A 16,015-nucleotide genomic window follows, 5' to 3' on the forward strand; every position below is an offset into this window, starting at 1 on the left:
CGCCGTCGCAGGCCTCGTCGGGATCGGCCCGGCTCAGTCCACGACAACAACGTCGGCGATGGCCGCGGGCTGCTCCTGCTCGTTGACCCGGACGGCGGCAGTGATCTTCCACTGGCCTGCCGCGGGCAGGACGACCACGGCCCGGTAGCTGCCGGGCGTTTGTCCGGGCTCGACCTCGGCGGTTAGCGGTCCGAGGCTCAGGTTCGGCTCGGCCACACTGACCTGCGGCATGGTGAGCGGCACGACGGGTTCGCCCCCTGCGTCGGTGAGGTCGAAGGTGATCACGTTGACCCCTGGAGTGCCCGGGCTGAACCGACCTGTCAGGTGGCCGGTGCCGAGGTCGGCCAGCAATGGGGTCCCGAGTGACGCGGCCTGAGCCGGCGCAGCGGCGGTGTCGGTCGCCCGCGGGTTCTGCATCGTCAGGGCGGAGGTCAAACCAAGGACCAGTACCAACCCGACCGCCTCCAGGCGGATGGCCAGTCCCAGCCGTTGCCAGGCCCGCGAGGTGATGTCCTCGCGCGCCAGGCGAGAGACGAGCACGAACCGGTTCCACGCCGCAACGGCCCCGATCACCACGACCACGCCCAGCTTGGCCAGCAGCAGCCGACCGTAAGCACTGTCGACGAGGGCCGGCACCGAGCCCACGATCACCACGGCCATGATGGTCCCCGTGCCGCCCAGCAGCACGACGAGCCCACCGGCCAGGGTGGAAAACCTGCCCAGGATCAGGGCAGCCGCGGCCGGGTCGCCCTTCTTTCGCCGGGCACGGGTGAGGTGCAGGACCAGAGCCAGTAGACCACCCAACCACACCGCTGCCGTCGCAGCGTGGATGAGGTCGGCGCCCATGACCAGCCAGCCGGGTCCGAAGGTGCGGGTGTGGCCGACGGGCAACACCGACACCAGTGCAGCCCCTGCCCCCACCGTTCCGGCCCAGAAGCCCTGTCTGCGCGGCAGCCGCGCCCGGAGCAGCATCAGCGCCATCCCCGAGGCGGCGAGGACCAGCGTCACAGCGGGCCCTCCCGACCAGCCCGAGGTGAGGACCCCTGGATCGAACAGCGCGCCGAAGTCTGCCCCCTTCAACCGCGCTTCGGTGAGGGGAATCAGTAGGACGTAGGCGCTCACGGAGACGACTGCAGCCGCGCCGGGCAGCCGACGACCGGGCGGGGCGGTGCGCGCGACGAATAAGTCGAAGACCGTAAGACCCACGAGGCTGAACAGGCCCAGGTAACCCAGGGCGGTCAGCACTGCGTACAGGGCGTCCACCTGCCGGGTGTCGGTCGTGGCGATGGTGGGGACCGATGCGCCGGCCCGGCCCACGGCGAAGGACAGCACCCCGGACTCGGGGTGCGAGTCATCGGAAACCACCCGCCAGCCGAGCACGTAGCTGCCCTCGGCGAGGCCGGACGGCAGGGTTGCCCGGACCATCGCCCCGACCGCCTCGACAGGCACCGTGCGATGAGCGTTGCTGCCGTCGTAGAGCTGGAAGCCGTCGGGAACGAGGAAGACCGGCTCGTCGAAGGTGAGCTCCACGGTGCTCGGCGCAGTGGCCAGCACCGCGCCCGCGGTCGGCGTCGTGGACAACAGCTCGGCGTGCGCGGAAGCGGGTGCCGCGGGTAGCGCCAGGGTCAGGATCAGCGCTGCGAACAACAGGCTGAGGAGGCGGCGGACGAGCGATCCTCGGGCTCGGGATCCCTGGCCTGGCATCCTGTGGGGCGTCCTTCTCGACACAATCCACTCCTGGTTCTACTTGTCATGGCACACATCGAGCACGGGACACCGCCGCCCGGTCCTGTCGTCCGGGCGGCGGTGTGGTTGGGGAAGGTGCTAGTTGCCCGTCGTGAAGCTCCAGGAGACGGGTGTGAGCAGGTTGCCGGCGGTGTCAGCGATCCCGCTGCTGAGGGTGACGGTGTATTGGGTGTTTGCCAGCAGGGTGCCGTTCGGATTGAGTGTCGCCACCTTCAAGGTGTTGGAGTAGCTGGACGCTGCGCTGACGGCTGCGCCGGTCGACGTCCGCTTGATGGTGAAGTTCCCGCTCGACGCGGCCCTGCCCGGCAGACCGGTGACCGCCTCGCTGAAGGTTGCGGTGATGTTCGCCGTTCGGCCGACCCTGGTGGCGTTGGGCGCCGGGGTCCGAGCCGTGACGACGGGGGCGGGCCCGGTGATGAAGGTCCACGTCTTGGCGGTGAGCCGGTTCCCGGCCACGTCCTTGACCTCGTTGGTCAGGGACAGGGTGTAGGTCCGGTCAGCGAGCAACGGGGCGTCCGGGGTCATCGTGGCGACCTGGGTGGTGGCGTTGTAGGTCACCGTCGAGGCGATGGTCGCCGTGCCCAGCTTCAGGGTGAAGTTGGGCGTGCTGGCTGCGGCGGCAGGGAGGCCGGTAACTGCCTCGCTGAACGTTGCACTCAACGGGGTTCGCGTGTTGGTCGTTCCCAGACCGACACCGGTGGCTCCGGCGGCGGGGTTGGTGGTGGTGACCGTCGGGTTGGGTCCGGTGATGAAGTCCCAGCTCGTCGCCGCCACCGAACCGCCCGACGCGCTCTTGATGGCGGTGGCCAACGAGAGGCTGTAGGGCCTGTCAGCGCGGAGTGCCGTCGTCGGGGTGAGGGTGGCCGTCCGCGTCGTCGAGTTGTAGGTCACCGTGGCCGCAATGGCCGTGGTTCCCTGCTTCAACGTGAACGTGGTGTTGCTGACACCGGTCACGGCTTCGTTGAACGTGACGGTCGGCCTGACATTGGCCGCCACCCCGGTCGCCCCGGGTGCGGGGTTCTGTGCGGTCACCTTGGGCGTTGTGGACGCGGTGAGAACTGGTGCGGACACCGTGTTCCCGGCCGCGTTCCACGCCGTGACCCGGTAGGCGTACTGCCCGGTCCCGGCCGTCTGGTCGGTGTAGGTGGTGACGTTTGCCAGTGTGGTGGCGAACTGGGCGTACGCGCCGACCGTGCCGTTGGCCAGTGGTGCGCGCTCGATCTTGTAGCCGATCTCGTTCTTCGCGTTGCCCCAGGTCGTGGGATCGGTGATCGACACCGGGGTCCCGTCGGTCCAGCTCAGCAGCACGTCGCTCGTGGGTCGGGTGAAGCTCACCACGGGCGCGTCGGGGAGCGTCCGAGGAGCGCTGACCGAGATGGGCCGCATCATGTCCATCTCCTCGTGGCTCAGGATGTGGCAGTGCCACACGTACTCCCAGCCGAAGTTGGTCATGACGTTGGTGATCGGGGCGATCGGGGCACCGTTGGTGTCGGTGTTGTTGAATCCGGCTTCAGACCCGTTCGGGCCGGTCGTCGAGCCCTTCGCACCCAGCGGCATCATCGGGTTGAGCGGCCGGTTGCTGTCCGGGATGGCGAACGGGAGTTTCGGCAGGATGGGTCGGACCGCAATGATCGTGTCCTCCAGCGGGCTGACCCGCACAGTGTCCTTCCAGCCGAGTTCTGTCGGGTCGGGCGGGATGATGATGTTGTCCCAGGTAACCCTGTTCAACACCTGCACGTCGTTGAGGTGGAAGTGCAGCGGGTGGGTGTCCACGCCGTTGTGGGTGATCTTCCAGATTTGCGTGCCGTCGGTGTTGGTGGAGATCGGGGTGACCTTGAGGCTGTTCGTCCCCTTGGTTCCGTCCAGCTTCTCCGTGGCGGGGTTGACGTACGGGTAGAGGATGACGTTCTGCAGCAGCGGTGTTGCTCCTGGCGCCTCCAGCCCGATGTTGCCGCTCATCCGGCCCCATTCGTCGAAGTTCGCCGAGTTCATCTCGTCGTGGACGCTCTTGCCCTCGATGGGAATGCTGAGCTGGGTGCCCGACAGGGTGTCGAACTTGAACTGGTCTCCTCCTTGCTCGGCGATCCGGGCGAAGCCGTCGCACTTGGCGGCGGGGTTGGTGGCCGTGTTGCAGTACCCGCTGCCGACGAAGCTCGTTCCGTAGGCCTGGTTGTACGCGGCCTGGCCGACCACGATCGGGTTCTGGCTGGACTCGAAGACTCCGGCGGGCTGGCCGGCCGCGTCGGTGTGGTGATCGAACGCCGCCATCAACTTGCCCATCTGGTCAGCCGTGGTGTTCGGCCGGTCGAAGGCCAGTGCGGGTGCGGTGTTCGAGATCTTGACCTGCATGACCGACCGGGTGTCGGGCCCGTAGCCGGGCAGGGTGGTCGGCGCACCGGACGGGGACATGTCCGGTCCGCCCGTGTAGTAGTCGTACCCGGGAATCCGGCCCGGGAACGCCGCCGGGGCGTCGTTGTAGAGAATCAGCGTCTTCCCCTTATAGGCGGAGAAGTCGACGATCACATCCGCCCGCTCGGCCGGCGCGAGCAGCAGCGAGTGCTGGTCGACGTTGCCGACGTCGAATCGGGTCGGGTCAGTGATCCACGTCGTCTCGTGGGCAGGGACCACGGCCGGGGTCGGCAGGAAGCCGCCCTCGTTTCCGATCTGGATCCAGTCAGGGCCCTTGGGGCTCTTCGTGGTGTCCGGGGTCGGCGTGACGACCGGGTCGGTCTGTGCCATCGCGACCTCGCTGGACTTCAGCGCGACCTCGGTGCCCGTGGCGGGATCGGCCACGTACCAGGACAGGTTCCAGAACCGGTCGTCGGAGCCGTTGAGGATCCGGAACCGATACGTCTTCGGCTCCATGGTCGTCGTCGGGTAGGCGGTGCCGTTCACGACCGGCGTGTCGTGGAAGGCCTCCATGCCGACCGAGTTGTTGGGCGTCGAGGGGATCAGGGCGGGCTCGCAGAATGCAGCCACGTTCGGGTCGCAGGTGGGGTCGTAGTAGGGGTTGGCCATCGGCGGGTACTTGGCGTCCTTCGCCGGCGGCCAGAACCACGGGCCGTAGAACCAGCGACCGAAGGCGCTCATCCCGCTGGGGTCGCCGGGGTTCTGCGCGGGCATGTAGACGTGCGGCTGCCAGAGGTTGCCCTGACCGCCCCACTTCGCCGAATCCCAGGTCGGGTCGAGCTGAGCCATCCGCGTCGCACTCGGCACGAAGGTCTTGTCCTGGATGGTGAGCGAAGTGCCCATGCCGAGACCATCGAGGGCGCCACCGGGAGCCATCAGCTTCTGCTCGGTGTCGTCGGTGATCATGTAGCCGGCTTCCTCGCCGGCGTACACGTTGAGCCGCGTGATGCCCCACGAGTGGTCGTGGTAGAACATCATCCGCGCGCTCTGCTGGTTGGTGTAGAAGAAGGTCTCCGCACCGGGACCCGGGTCGGGCATGTCCGGCACGTTGCTGACGCTGACACCCTTCGGGTACGCGGTGTTCTCACCGGTCGGGGTGACCCACTGGTGTGGCGTACCGTCGCTGATCCACGGGGTGATGCCGCCGTGCAGGTGCAGCGTGGCACGGTTCTCCGAGTAGCACGTGGTCGGCTTCGGCGTCTGCCCGCACATCGGGTTGCGCACACCGTCGAGGACGCTCTTCTCGTCCTTCGCCATGTCCATCGGAACCTTGGTGGTGGGGTCGAGCGTCATCATCTCGGGCCCGGCACCCGCGCCCATCACCGAGGTGTCGACGGGGAGGAACAGGTCGCCAGCCACGCCGGTCGGAAGCAGGTTGCGGAACAGCACCCGGACGGGCTTGTTCTTCGTGGCAATGATCGTCGGGCCGAGGTAGTGCGGCTTGTCCACCCCGGTGAAACTGATGGGGCTGTCGGGCAGGGAAGGGTCGAGGTTGGCGTTGCCGAGTGCGACCATCTTGCCCGGGGTCACGCTGGTCGAGAGCTGGACGTAGCCGCGGAGGAGGGTGGCCGGCAGGTCGCGGTGGAACTTCATCCGGTACTGCACCACAGCGATCTCGTAGTAGTCGGTGCCGGGGTAGGTGGTGGTGTCGGGCACTGCGACCGGGATGTACTGGCCCAGGTCGTTGGCGTTGGCCTCTCCCTGCCCAGGCAGGGTGTCGACGAACTTCTTGATTCCCGGGGTGAGATAGCCCGCTCCGGGAGTCGTGACGACGATGTCGGTGACCGAGCCCTTGACCGCCACTTTGGCGGTGGCGCTGGCGCCCTTGTCGGCCGTACCGACGGTGTCCGCGATCGTCACGGTCGGTGCCGAGTCATAGCCGGCGCCGCCGTCGGTGACGTCGATCCGGGTGACGCCGATGGTGGCCTCGACCTTGGCCTCCTGGTCGGGAGCCGTCTTGCTGGCGTCGGTGAGGGTCACGGTCGGGGCGGAGGTGTACCCGCTGCCCGCATTGGCAAGAGCGACGCCGGTGACCACGCCGTTGGCGTCCATCGTCGCGCTGCCCGTGGCCTGCTCGCCATCGGGGCGGTCAGGCTTGGAGATGTTCACCAGAGGCTGGGTCTGATAACCCTTGCCGCCGTCTGTCAGCTTCAAGTTGTCGACTGCACCGCTCGCCTGCACATGCGCCTCGGAGCCCGCAGTCGGGTTCCCGCCCGTCAGGGTCACGGCGGGTGCGGTGAACCCGTAACCGGTCTCATTGACGGAGATGCCGGTGATGACGCCGGTGGCGATGGTGGCGGTGGCCTTGGCCACCGTGGTCGGGGTGACCCCGGCGGTCGTGATCTCCACCGTCGGCGGGACCGCGTAGCCGGCACCAGGGCTGGTCACAGTGACGCCGGAGATGGCGCCCGTCTTCGGATCGACCGAGGCCGTAGCTTCTGCGCCCGTGCCCGGGTCGGTGATGGTCGGCGTGACGTCGGCCCCGAAGGAGTAGCTGCGGTCGTGGGAGAAGTCCGGGTAGTTCGAGGCACCCAGCGTGACCGTGCTGTTCGTGGCCGGGGCGACGTTGCTGGCCAGCGTCGGGTCACCGCTTGCCGGTGTGCTCAAGGTGTCGCCGTTGGCCGGGACGTCGGTGTCGACCGGGATTCCCTGGCCGTAGAAGCCGATCACGTCGTTTTTCTGCACTGTCACCGCGGGCACGGAGTAAGTCTCCACCTCTCCGGTGGCCACGGTCGGCGTGGGCACCTTCAGCTCGTCGCTGGAGTAGACGACGGTGTATTCCCCCGCAGTACCGGTGGGTCGCAGCACCAGCGCGTGGAAGAGGTTGCCCGCCGAGGTGGTCGGGCTCGCGCCGGCGGTTCCCTGGTTCCAGCTCTGGAAGTCGTTGAGAGTGCCGGCCGGCAGCTTGGTGTGGTCGAGCACCACCAGCACCGGGCCCACCTCACCAGTCGGCTTCGCGTAATCGGTCGCGTACCTGCGCTCGGTCAGCGGGTTGCCGTAGAGGACCGGTGTCGGGGTCCCGACGCTGATCTTCACCATCGCATCCGCCAACGTCTGCGGACTGTTCGCCCAGTTGGGGTACGGGCCGAAATAGTGTGGGACCTTCGACGTGTCGGTGGCGCTCGAGGGGACTGCGGCTTCGGCCACATTCGGTTCGAAGAAGTTGCGCATCCCGCCCAAGGGGCCCATGCCGCTGATGAGCAGCGCGAGCGCGACGATGACGGCCGGCCCGGCAAGGCGACGCCTCGGGGCCCGGAGGAAGGGTGGGCGGAATGATGGTTGCATGGTGATTCTCCCGACACTCGGAGCGAGGGCTGCGGACTTTACGCAACGAGGATGCACACCGGATTTCCGAAACGGGCCGTTTATGACATAAGTGTCATCTAGTGGGACACGTCGGCGGCGTGGCCGGCGACCTGCTGACTGCGGGTCTCGCCGTACCCAGAAAGTGCGCGAGCGATTGCTTCGTGCAGATCCGGATCAGGGAGAGAGGATAGATGAGGCGGGCCTCGACTAGCGCGGCGAGCGCACCGCTTGGACCGTCGATCGGCCACGAGCCGAGATGCGTCGGTGGGCGAAATCGGGCTCAACCCGGTCCACGGCAGATCAAGCGGGCCTGACGAGAATGTTCTGATAGCGGGAAACGCTTCGGACTTCTGCGCGCCGTGTTGTCGCTCGCTTATGCCAACAAAAAAACCCCCGCTTTACCGGGGGTTTCTACAGCTGGGGTACCTGGACTCGAACCAAGAACAACTGAAAGTCGTCTCGGTCGTTTCACCGACCCGAATCTGGGGCTGAATTCCGCGGATTTCCGCGGTTCTCATACACTACAGACTACGCGCTGGTACGGGTGAATACGGGGCGATTCTGGTCACGATGGGAGGGTTTCCGGTACGTTTCTGGTCACGGCAAAGCGTTGCGCGGGTGGGCCGCCGCGAGGCGGTAAATCGTGCTCAGTACCTTATCCACTCCGCATGCCTCACGACTCATGCCAGGTATCTGGCCGACCTTTGGCACGTCCGGTCAGGTCCTCACTCGCGACTCTCAACCACCCAAATGCTGGCGCGAAGCAGTTGCGACACGGTCAGCGCATCTGCCTTTACATATTTGTAGACGAAGTCTGAACCGAACGAGCCAAAACCGCTCTCGGTCTTGAACGGCCCCGTCAGTGCTCCTGGGTTTCCAAGCACCGAGTCCAGTCCCGCGAAAGAAGACAGATCCGGGTGTCGTCGAGCAAACGCGAATCGCTCGGCCTTCTTCTCAAAGGAAGTACCGAAGATGTGCGGTGTTATCACGAACCTACGGAACTGCCCATCCTGGAGTTGCCATCCGGCACGAATCTGGTGGCCATCCCTCTCGGTCCATGAGTCCCACGTGACGAGGGGCTTTCCGTGCGAGACATCAGCGTCCACGGTAGCGGCACTGATTGGGAAGGCGTTGCGGACAAGGGTAGCCAATCTGAACGCGCGTATTTTGTGCAGTGCAATACGAGTTTGCGAGGAGGCGAGAGGCGCAAACTCCTCCTCATCAACCCAGACGGACTCATCAGACTCTGGACCTTGGATGGCGGTTGAGTCGATGAGCGCGCTCAGGCGGAATTTGATGCTCCTATTGTTGTCAAGCGCTGACTTTCGGTTGTTCATTGAGCCATGTGCGGTAGCGCTCGGAAAGGGCTCGATCTTGGGTGGCGCCGCGTTCAATGCGCGAGATAGCTTTGGGCCAGGCGCCCAGCTCGAGTGCTACTGCGGTCTGGGTGAGGTGCAATGCGAGGCGCCGCGGGCGCAGGTCGTTCGTTAGCAGGCCGGGCCGTGGGTTTTGCAGGACGCGATATATTTCGCGGGCGACGTAGCGCTTGAGGCAGCGCATGATCTCCTTCTTGCCTTTGCCCTCGCTGGTGCGTTTGACGACGTAATCCTGGGTGCGTTGGTCCTTCGCCATGCGCACGAGAACGATGCGGTGAATCGCACAGTTCGCGGCGCGGTCGCCACCGCGGGAGAGCCGGTGCCGTGTCGTCTTGCCCGATGACGCAGGGATCGGTGCGACGCCGGCCAGTGCAGCGAATTGGGCTTCTGTGGTCAGGCGCTCGGGGTTGTCGCCGATAGTGACCAGCAGTTGGGAGGCTACGGCGGTGCCGACGCCTTTGATCAGGGTCAGGGCTGGGGCGTGCTCGGCGATGATGCGGGCGAGCTCGGCGTCGCAGTCATCGATCTCGGTGGTGAGGTAGGCATGGCGGGCGGCCATGCGTTTGAGCGTCACGGCGGTCGCGACGAGGGGGTCTGTGATGTCTCCGGTCGGGCGCGAGGCGGCCATGCTTTTGGCACGGGATTCGCTGGTCTTGCCCCGATATTTGGCCCGGATACTCTCTGGGGCCGATGTGAGCACGGCGCTGATCTGCGTCAGTACCGCGGTGCGTGCCTTCATCGCGCTGGTGCGTGCGGTGCGCAGCACCCGGAGGGCTTCGACGTTGCCGTCGCGGGCTTTTGGTGTTGAGGTGCCGCGCTGGGCGAGGACAGATTCGGCGGCCTGGTAGGCGTCTAACGGATCAGACTTGCCGTGGATGCGTCGGGCCTGACGATTGGGCCGGTTGACCTCTTTGACATCGAAGCCCTCGTGGGTCAGGACCCGGGTCAATTCAGCGCCGTAGGACCCTGTCCCTTCGACGCCGACAGCGATCACCGGTCCATACTGGGTGATGTATTCGGCGATTTCCCGGTAGCCGGATCCGACGGCCAGGAACTTCTTATCGGCCAGGTGTTGGCCGTAATTGGTGATGATGGCGACGTGATGGGTGTCGGCGTGGGTGTCGATGCCGGCGATGACGCTGATGTCGTCGTTTGTCATGATGGGAATAGCTCCTCTGACGCTCGAGTGGCAGGTGGGCTCGCGTTCGCCAGGTGGGCAGACAAGACGGTGATGGGACTTCTTGGTCGAGCTCCTATTAGGTCATGTCCGCCTGGCGAATGCGTTTGCTGCAAGCCGCGGAACGGTGGACGGATCAAATTAAGGACAGCTTCAAGAAGCGTCAGTCAAGGTTGGAGTCACACCATTCCACGGCCTGCTTCCATCATCACCGTCAAGGTGAATGAGGCCAGCGTGAGTTTAGGCGGCTAGTTCTTCCTGGATGATCGCGGCTGGTTTGTTGATCCAGGCCGCGTCGGGGGTGGCGAGGATTTACGGGTCGCGGCTGGTGCTGAAGCGCTCCGGGTTCCGGGCCCGGGCTGTGGATATGGTCGCCGCCCGCTCGGCGGCTTTTCCAGCGGCGAGGCCGTAGTGGACGTCTGCAGGCGTGTTCAGCCCGATGCCGGTGTGCCGGTGGGTGCGGTTGTAACCCTCGACGAAGGTATTCATGAACCGTCTCGCGTCGCCGAGGCTGGCGAAGCGTTCGGGGAAAACCGGGGCGAACTTGAGCGTCTTGAACCACGCCTCCGAGTAGGGGTTGTCGTTGCTGACCCGGGGCCGGGAGTGCGATTTGGTGACCTCGAGATCCGAGAGGAGCGCGGCGACGGTCTTGCTCGTCATCGATGTGACTCGGTCGGCGTGGACGACCTGCGGGGTGCCATGGATGCCGAAGGTTTCCGTCATCATCTCGGCGGCGAGGACCGCGGACTCGGCCGGATGGACCTTCACGCCGACGATGTAGCGGGAGTAGATATCGATCATCACGTAGCAGTCGAAGTACTTGCCCTTGATCGGGCCAGGCAATTTCGTGATGTCCCACGTATCAACCTGACCAGGGGCGGTGGCGACCAGTTCCGGGATCGCGCGGGCCGGGTGGCGGGCCAGCCGGCGGCGTTCCTTGACATGCTGGTTCTCGGCCAACACCCGGTAGATCGTTGAGATCGACGCCAAATACACGCCCTCGTCCAGCAACTGCGCGTAGATCTGGATCGGCGGCAGATCCACGAACCGGGTCGAGTTCACCACGGCCAGGATCCGGGCCCGCTCGAGGACATCGAGCTTGTTCGCCGGCACCAGCAGGGGCCGGGCGGTCGGGGTGCGGGGCGTCCGCGTCGCGGTCGCCCGGGGCAAGTCGACCAGCACGGCAGCCGTCCGGGTGGAGACGCCGCGACGGGTCAGGTCGCGGTAGGTGGTCATCACGGTTTCATCTGCGGTATTTCGTCCCGCGAGCTCTTCGAAAGACTTTCGAGTAGCTCGTGCATTTTTGACATGATCTCCAACGCCACCCCCGTCGTCTCCAACCGCCGTTCCGTCAACTCGAGCTGGCGGCGGAGGCGGGCGATCTCGGCCTGCTCGGGTGTGAGCCGGCCGATCTTCTCCCCAGGTTTCTTGCCCTGCAGCACGCCCGCATCGCGCAGTTTCCGCCACTCCGTGATCTGCGAGGAATAGATGCCCTGCTCCCGCAAATACGCGCCGCCCCCGTTCCGGGAAATGGCGTCCTCGTACGCGGCGAGGTGGTCGAGTTTCTGCTTCGGCGTGAACGACCGCCGGGGTGTGGGGCCGCCCGCGCGGGGGCCGGGACTACTGATACTCATGGGACTATCGTCGCGCACGGCGATCAACGATGGGCTGGACATGGTGGGACTTCCTGATTCTCGCCCTACGTCAAACGGCGGACTTGCTCTGAGCTACTGGCCTCAACTCACCCTGACACGTAGGGAAAGGCCGCTGCTACTTACCCGAGCAGCCGCGTGCCACCTAGCACGTGCTCATCATCCGATCCGAGGCTTGGCACGCGTGACGATCGAGAATAGGGCACCGATTGGTATCGAGAGTGCGACCCCATCTCGCTCAGAGTCAGGGCCGCACTCGTGATTCTTACATGCCCGCGCAAGTCCGGCAGACAGAATGGCGGTGGCCGACCGTAGGTTGACGTCATGACCGCCAGCGAGAGTGACCCCTTTGAGATGCCATCCACCACAATCACCCGAGGCGACCTCACCTATCCGGCGCGCGGCGCTAACCCGGACCTGCTGCCGCCGCTCCGCCTAATTCCCGAGGCCTTCCAGCACCCGCGCGCCGGCAATGTGGAAGCCCTCCAGTGGCTTAAGTTCCAAAGCATCTGGTTCTCCACCGGGTTGCCGGCCACCTTGCAGCTCTACCCGCGCCTCGGCATCAACCTGAAGGACGCATTTGACCACCTCGCCGTCGTACAGGGCAGTTATGGGTCTAAGAACGAGCACAAGGCAGCTGCCGTGGCGTGGTTGGCCTCGCGGTGGTTCACCGGATACGACTTCGACGGCGCCGACCCCGCCGAGACCGAGTAACCACAGACCCCGCGCCAGCTGCTGGGCATCGAAGGGATGGACAAGGCATTCATCCGGGCTGATGCTCCCTTCGAGAACCATCGACCCCGAAGGCAAAGTCGCCTGCGCACCGGACTCGACGCAATCCCGGTGAGGGTTACCGATTGGGACTCGACAAGAACACCGAGCCACTCCCCCGTCTCGCCCATACGGCGTTCCCGCACGCAGTGCGATTGGGCCGGGTTTGTCTCTTAGTTGCTTCTAGAGCTCAGCTTTCAGAGTCGACTTCGAAAGCGGCTTGGATGTAGCGAATTGCGTCTTCGGGGAGAATGCCGAGTTGTCGAATTCGATCGGCATAGGTTGCCGCGGCGGCGTGGGCAAGTCGCTCGTTGGCGTTGCCTTGCCGGGCGACGAAGGAGCCTTTTCGCCCGCGTGTCTCGATGATTCCATCACTCTCGAGCTCGCGGTAGCTCCGAGCAACAGTGTTGGGCGCGAGGCCTAAGTCACCGGCGAGTCTGCGCACGGTGGGAAGTCGAGTACCTGGCAGGAGCCCGCCGGAGCGCACAAGTGCCGCGATCTGCATTCGAATCTGTTCAAACGGCGCGGCAGCTGCGTCTGAGTCGATGCTGAGCAGCATCGGTCAGTTCACAACGCCAGAACGCCGCCACAGGCGCCGACTCGAGCGACTGCTTGCACGGAACTCAAGGAGCAGTAACGGTGCCATGCCGATCAGGATGCCGACGTAAAGTCCTGGCGAGGCGGTGTTGAACATCCATGAGAATGCTGAAACAACGGTGGCTGAGCTGAGACCGATTGATGCGATCCAGACGTCCCGCAGAGCATGAGCGCGAAGAGCATCGTCCCACTCAAGCTCTACCCCATCGGAAGCTGGTTGAGGGATCGCCAACAGCCGCCGAGTATTGAGCGCGGCGCCGACGACACCGGCAACTGACAAGGCCGCCAACACCGCCACGCCACGGATCGGTATCCCGGCTACATCAGCATCACCGGGAATGGCTCCCGAGAGCAGCCCTCCACTCAGTGCTAGCGCAGTCCCTGCCCCACAGACTGCAGCCCAAACCCACACCGGGTGAACATAATCGCCCAGCGTCGGGGCGTCGAGTCGAGCGACCCGCGTCGCGAAGTGCCCTGCCGGGGCAGGGAACTGGCGCGCTGCCGACACTGCACCTCCGGCTGCCATCCCCGCCACAAGGATCCCTGTGGTGGCGAACCCGGCGATGCCAACGGGTACGAGGCCAGGCGCCACCAAGACCACTACCGCGAATCCCACCACTGTGACGAGACCGCCCATGGCCTGCCCAATTGAGCGATTGCGGAGCCTGCGATCAATGACATCCACGACTGCAGGCGTGACGGGGAGATCGAAGCGATCAGTGAATGCCAGCACGAGATACTCCCGCCGACGCCGGCGGGGCTCAAGGACGAGCTGTAAAAGGAAGGCCGCCGCTCCGATCGCGATTATTGCCCAAACAATAGCCATCGCCCATCATCCCCTTTTTTGTAGCAAGCTTGTATCAAGCATAGATGCACGCAGCATCAAGTGCGAGGGGAACCAAAGCGTCCTACCTGCCCGCTGAGATCCTCCCTAGGGACGTGCGGAAGAAATGATCCCGTGACGATGTCGCCGACCGACTCGGAACCCATCGCGACGGAACTGTCCCGATACGGGCCCCAAATGCCACCCAGCTGATCAGAGCCGGCTCGAAGCCCTGGCGGCGAATTTCTGTGCCCCATGAAGGTCCGGCTTACGGTCGAGCTGTGCTCGGAGGTACAGCTACCGGTACTGGTCCGCTTGCGAAGTGCGGAATGGAGCGCGGGGGTCGGGTGCGGTTGAGGTGTGTCCGTACAGCGATGCCGGCGCAGAGGATGACGGCGATGCCGCCGATGATCGTTTGCCACGTCAGCTGCTCGCGGAGGATCACTGCGGCCCACAGGATGCTCAGGACGGGTTGGGTGAGTTGCACCTGGCTGACTTGGGTCATGGGCCCGATTGCCAGTCCGCGGTACCAGGCGAAGAAGCCCAGGAACATGCTCACCACTCCGAGGTAGGCGAAGGCCGCCCACTGGGTCGGCGTGCCGGTCGGGGGCTGTTCGAGGATGGCGATCGTGGCCAGTGTGATCATCAGGGGCGAGGCTAATATCAGCGCCCAGGACACGGTTTGCCAGGACCCGATCTCTCTCGCGAGCAAGCCTCCTTCGGTGTATCCGATGGCGGCGGCCGCAACAGCGCCAAAAAGGAGCAGGTCCGACCAGTGCAATCGAACGATTCCGCCGCCTTGCACGGATGCGAAAGCCACGGCCACTAGGGCGCCGATGGCGGCCATGATCCAGAAGGGTAGCGGCGGTCGTTCTTTGCCTCGAATGACGGCCATGACGGCTGTTGCGGCTGGAAGCAGGGCGATCACCACGGCACCGTGACTGGCCGAAGCAGTGGCGAGAGCGAATGATGTCAAGAGGGGGAAACCGACGACGACGCCGCCCGCGACCACGACCAGGCGAGACCACTGGATGCCGCGAGGAAGCCGCTGTCGGGTGATGGCCAATGCGGCCGCGGCGAGCACGGCGGCGATGACGGCGCGTCCGGATCCGATGAAAAGCGGAGACATGCCCTCGACGGCGACTCGGGTGAGGGGAACCGTAAAAGAGAACGCGGCAACGCCAAGCAGTCCCCAAGCCAGGCCGGCCCGCGACGACGATAGCGGTGCGGGTGTCCTCTTGATAGCGTTACTATGATCTGACATGGACAACGATAGCAGTTTTAGGATCGTGGCCGCACTGCGAGAGTGGATCGCAGGCAGCGTCCCCGGCGCGCGGTTGCCGACCAGCCGGGCGCTCGTCGCGGAATACGGGGCGAGCCCGGTGACGGTCCAGAAGGCTCTCCGCACTCTCGTGGCTCAAGGCCTTATCGAAACGCGCCCCGGCGCGGGAACGTTTGTTCGCGCGGTGCGCACAGCGCGCCCGCTCGACTACAGCTGGCAGACCGCTGCGATGCGTTCTCCGCATAGCCACCTCTCCGGGCTGAGTCCCGCACTTCGCGCAGCACCGCAGGGCGCGATCGCCCTGCACGCTGGCTACCCTGACCGGGAGCTGTTGCCGGAGCGGTTGATCCGTTCCGCGCTGGCCCGCGCGGCCCGCGGCGATGCAGCGCTGACCCGTTCACCGGTGGCGGGACTTCCTGAGTTGCAGTCCTGGTTCGCCCACGAGCTCGGCGCCGCGACGCCCGTCGGCGTGACCCCGCCCCTGCCGAGCGACGTCATCGTGCTCCCCGGGAGCCAGAGCGGCTTGGCCACGATTTTTCGCGCGCTCGTCACCGCCGGGCGTCCACTGCTCATGGAATCACCCACCTACTGGGGTGCGATCCAGGCCGCAGCCCAAGCCGGGGTTGAAGTAATCCCGATCCCGACGGGGCAAGATGGCCCCGATCCCGACGCACTCGCCCGCGCATTCCAGGAATCCGGCTCCCGCGTCTTCTACGCACAACCCACCTACGCCAACCCCACCGGCGCACGGTGGTCGGATGCCGCCACGACGCAGATCCTCGACGTTGTGCGCGCGCATGGCGCATTCCTCGTAGAGGACGACTGGGCCCATGATTTCGGCATCGACACCGACCCGCGCCCTGTCGCCGCTCGCGA

At 65.5% G+C, this 16,015-nt stretch carries 9 protein-coding genes and 1 pseudogene; 2 read left to right on the plus strand and 8 right to left on the minus strand.

The genetic code is table 11. The annotated features are described in order from the left end of the window. Positions 1-33: 33 nt before the first annotated feature. The 5 genes and pseudogenes from IWX89_RS06025 to IWX89_RS06050 all read right to left on the minus strand — a co-directional run. The gene (locus IWX89_RS06025; RefSeq protein ID WP_196902639.1) at positions 34-1,704 is read right to left on the minus strand and encodes a copper resistance protein CopC; all 1,671 of its coding nucleotides are present in this window, start codon (positions 1,702-1,704) and stop codon (positions 34-36) included. 120 nt (positions 1,705-1,824) lie between these two features. Continuing rightward, positions 1,825-7,440: an Ig-like domain-containing protein gene (locus IWX89_RS06030; RefSeq protein WP_196902640.1), complete on the minus strand. Its 5,616-nt coding sequence runs from the start codon at positions 7,438-7,440 to the stop codon at positions 1,825-1,827. 746 nt (positions 7,441-8,186) lie between these two features. Next, positions 8,187-8,798, minus strand: a complete 612-nt coding sequence (locus tag IWX89_RS06040; RefSeq protein ID WP_196902641.1) for a hypothetical protein — start codon at positions 8,796-8,798, stop codon at positions 8,187-8,189. Beyond that, entirely contained in the window at positions 8,773-9,996 is a 1,224-nt protein-coding gene (locus IWX89_RS06045) for an IS110 family transposase (protein WP_196902642.1), read from the minus strand. Before IWX89_RS06045 ends, IWX89_RS06040 begins: the two co-directional genes overlap by 26 nt. Before the next feature lie 333 nt (positions 9,997-10,329). Then, positions 10,330-11,642 (minus strand): annotated as a pseudogene (locus IWX89_RS06050) (IS3 family transposase); the annotation flags it as partial. Positions 11,643-11,990: 348 nt separating this feature from the next. Between IWX89_RS06050 and IWX89_RS06060 the strand changes: the two are divergent. Continuing rightward, positions 11,991-12,380 carry a hypothetical protein gene (locus IWX89_RS06060; protein ID WP_196902645.1) on the plus strand — a complete coding sequence of 130 codons (390 nt, stop codon included), beginning with the start codon at positions 11,991-11,993 and terminating at the stop codon, positions 12,378-12,380. A 247-nt stretch (positions 12,381-12,627) separates the two neighbouring features. On the opposite strand, the gene IWX89_RS06065 is transcribed toward IWX89_RS06060, so the two are convergent. The 3 genes from IWX89_RS06065 to IWX89_RS06075 all read right to left on the minus strand — a co-directional run bounded on the left by IWX89_RS06065 (position 12,628) and on the right by IWX89_RS06075 (position 15,121). Beyond that, entirely contained in the window at positions 12,628-12,996 is a 369-nt protein-coding gene (locus tag IWX89_RS06065) for a GntR family transcriptional regulator (protein WP_196902646.1), read from the minus strand. Between the two features lie 3 nt (positions 12,997-12,999). Continuing rightward, positions 13,000-13,767: a hypothetical protein gene (locus IWX89_RS06070; protein WP_196902647.1), complete on the minus strand. Its 768-nt coding sequence runs from the start codon at positions 13,765-13,767 to the stop codon at positions 13,000-13,002. Between the two features lie 358 nt (positions 13,768-14,125). Continuing rightward, entirely contained in the window at positions 14,126-15,121 is a 996-nt protein-coding gene (locus tag IWX89_RS06075; protein ID WP_196902648.1) for a DMT family transporter, read from the minus strand. Here IWX89_RS06075 and IWX89_RS06080 point away from each other — a divergent pair. Beyond that, a partial coding sequence (locus IWX89_RS06080) for a PLP-dependent aminotransferase family protein (protein ID WP_196902649.1) occupies positions 15,120-16,015 on the plus strand: 896 nt, incomplete at its 3' end. The genes IWX89_RS06075 and IWX89_RS06080 overlap by 2 nt on opposite strands.

It is taken from the genome of Cryobacterium sp. MP_M3, assembly GCF_015752155.1.
Classification (GTDB): domain Bacteria; phylum Actinomycetota; class Actinomycetes; order Actinomycetales; family Microbacteriaceae; genus Cryobacterium.